The sequence below is a fragment of the Rhizobium sp. P1_C7 genome (assembly GCF_056406295.1).
This window is the reverse complement of sequence record NZ_JBFUAL010000058.1, coordinates 1-2,000: the sequence shown is the minus strand read 5'-3', so window position 1 is coordinate 2,000 and position 2,000 is coordinate 1. Positions and strand designations below refer to the sequence as shown.

Genomic DNA, 2,000 nt, shown 5'->3' with positions numbered 1-2,000 from the left:
CAGGAATGGTGCTAACTTACAAAATTCTTGAACATGGAAGCTTTGCCTGGCCCAAGGTGCAGGATGGGACGATGCGTCTTTCCAGGGGTCAATACGAGGCTTTGTTCGAGGGTCTTGACTGGCGGCGGGTCATGGCGCAACGGGTGAYTGCGCCATCGGCGGCAGGGTGAATATCCGGCCGTCTTTGCATTGTTTTRTTTGGCTTTTTCGTGCTGYCTTGCTATAAGGGCGCATGTCATCGCCCCTTGATCTCAGCCTGTTTCCGRACCTTCCGCCAGAGGTKGTSAARGCSTTTGCGGCGATGCAGTTCGAGCTTTCGGTCGAGCGTGCTGCACGTCAGCATGAGCAGGCTGTGGTGGCCGAAAAGGACGCGTTCATCTCCGAGTTGAAGGAACTGATCGAGAAGCTTGAGGGGCAGGTTCACGACTATCGGCGCACGAAGTTCGGGCCGAAATCGGAAAAGCTAGATCCGGCGCAGATGGAACTGGCGCTGGAAGACCTTGAAACGGCGATCGCCGAAACACAGGCGCGGATCGCCGCCGTCGAGAAAAAGATCGAAGCCAGCGCGATCAATCCTGCAGAGGTTGGCGATCCGGAAAAGGCCGCTCCTCGCAAGGAGCGGAAGGCCCGTGCACTGCCCGAACACCTGCCGCGGGTCGAGCGCGTGATCGAGCCCGAGAGCATCGCTTGTCCCTGCGGTTGCGGCAACATGGTCCGGATCGGCGAGGACCGGACGGAACGGCTCGACCGGGTCCCGGCGCGCTACGAGGTGATCGTCACGATCCGCCCGAAATACGCATGTCCCAAGGGTCGAACGGGCGTCGTCCAGGCCAGAGCGCCGGCGCATCTCCTGGAAGGAAGCTGGCCGACCGAAGCCCTACTGGCGGAGATTGCCGTCTCCAAGCATTCCGAACATATGCCGCTCAACCGGCAGGCCGAGGTCATGGCGCGACACGGCGTGCCGATCGACCGCACGGTGCTGGCCGATTGGATGGGGCGCACGGGCAGCGAAATCGCACCGGTGGTCGACCACATGGCCAAACGGCTGCTGTGGGAAAGCACGCGGCTCTATGTCGACGAGACAACAGCTCCGGTTCTTGATCCGGGGCGAGGTAAGACGAAGACCGGTTATCTCTGGGCCGTGTTGCGTGACGACCGCGGCTGGAATGGCTCCGCSCCGCCGGGCGTGGTGTTCCATTACCGGCCCGGGCGTAAAGGCGAATATGCCGCTGAAATCCTCGACGGGTTCAACGGGACAATCCAGGTGGATGCCTACGGTGGCTATTCGCACCTCGCCACGTCGGACCGGATGGGTGGCGTTCCCTTGAAGCTGGCTTTCTGTTGGGCACATGGGCGCAGAAAGCTGATCAAGGCCACGCCAAAGAGCGGATCACCCATCGTCGACGAGGCGCTCATTCGCATCGCCGCGCTATACAAGATCGAAGACAGTATCCGAGGCTCAGACCCCGGACATCGCCGGGCCGTTCGACAGGACCTGTCCCTCCCGCTGGTGGACGAGTTCTTCACCTGGCTCGCGGCTCAGGCTGTGCGTGTCTCACGCAAATCCGATCTCGGCATTGCCCTGGCGTATATGCTGAAACGACAGTATGGCTTTCGGCTGTTCCTTGATGACGGCTGCGTCGATATCGATTCCAACCTGGTGGAAAACGCCATCCGTCGCCCGGCCATGAACCGCCGCAACGCGCTCTTTGCGGGCCATGATGAAGGGGGGCGGAACTGGGCCCGGTTTGCCAGCCTGATCGGCACTTGTAAAATGAATGGCGTTGAGCCCTACGCCTATCTGTGCGACCTCTTCACCCGCCTCGCAAACGGCCACCTCGTCAAAGACATCGATGCCCTGATGCCTTGGGCCTATGCCGCCCGCATCAAGGCCGCACAATGAGCTCGTCAGATACTCGTCGGTGAGCTCACACCGGCCCCCAGGTAAAACTATCAAGCCGCTGCAACTGAAAAATCAATGGGGCGTGGACGCCGCATAC

General features: G+C 60.9%; 2 protein-coding genes. Both read left to right on the top strand.

Annotated features, from left to right (window positions below; all coding sequences use genetic code 11):
• Window positions 1–5 precede the first annotated feature (5 nt).
• Window positions 6–170: an IS66 family insertion sequence element accessory protein TnpB gene (gene tnpB, locus AC1D2R_RS32065; protein WP_477973850.1), complete on the top strand. Its 165-nt coding sequence runs from the start codon at window positions 6–8 to the stop codon at window positions 168–170.
• Window positions 171–232: 62 nt separating this feature from the next.
• Window positions 233–1,903, top strand: a complete 1,671-nt coding sequence (tnpC, locus tag AC1D2R_RS32060) for an IS66 family transposase (RefSeq protein ID WP_477973848.1) — start codon at window positions 233–235, stop codon at window positions 1,901–1,903.
• Window positions 1,904–2,000: the final 97 nt, after the last annotated feature.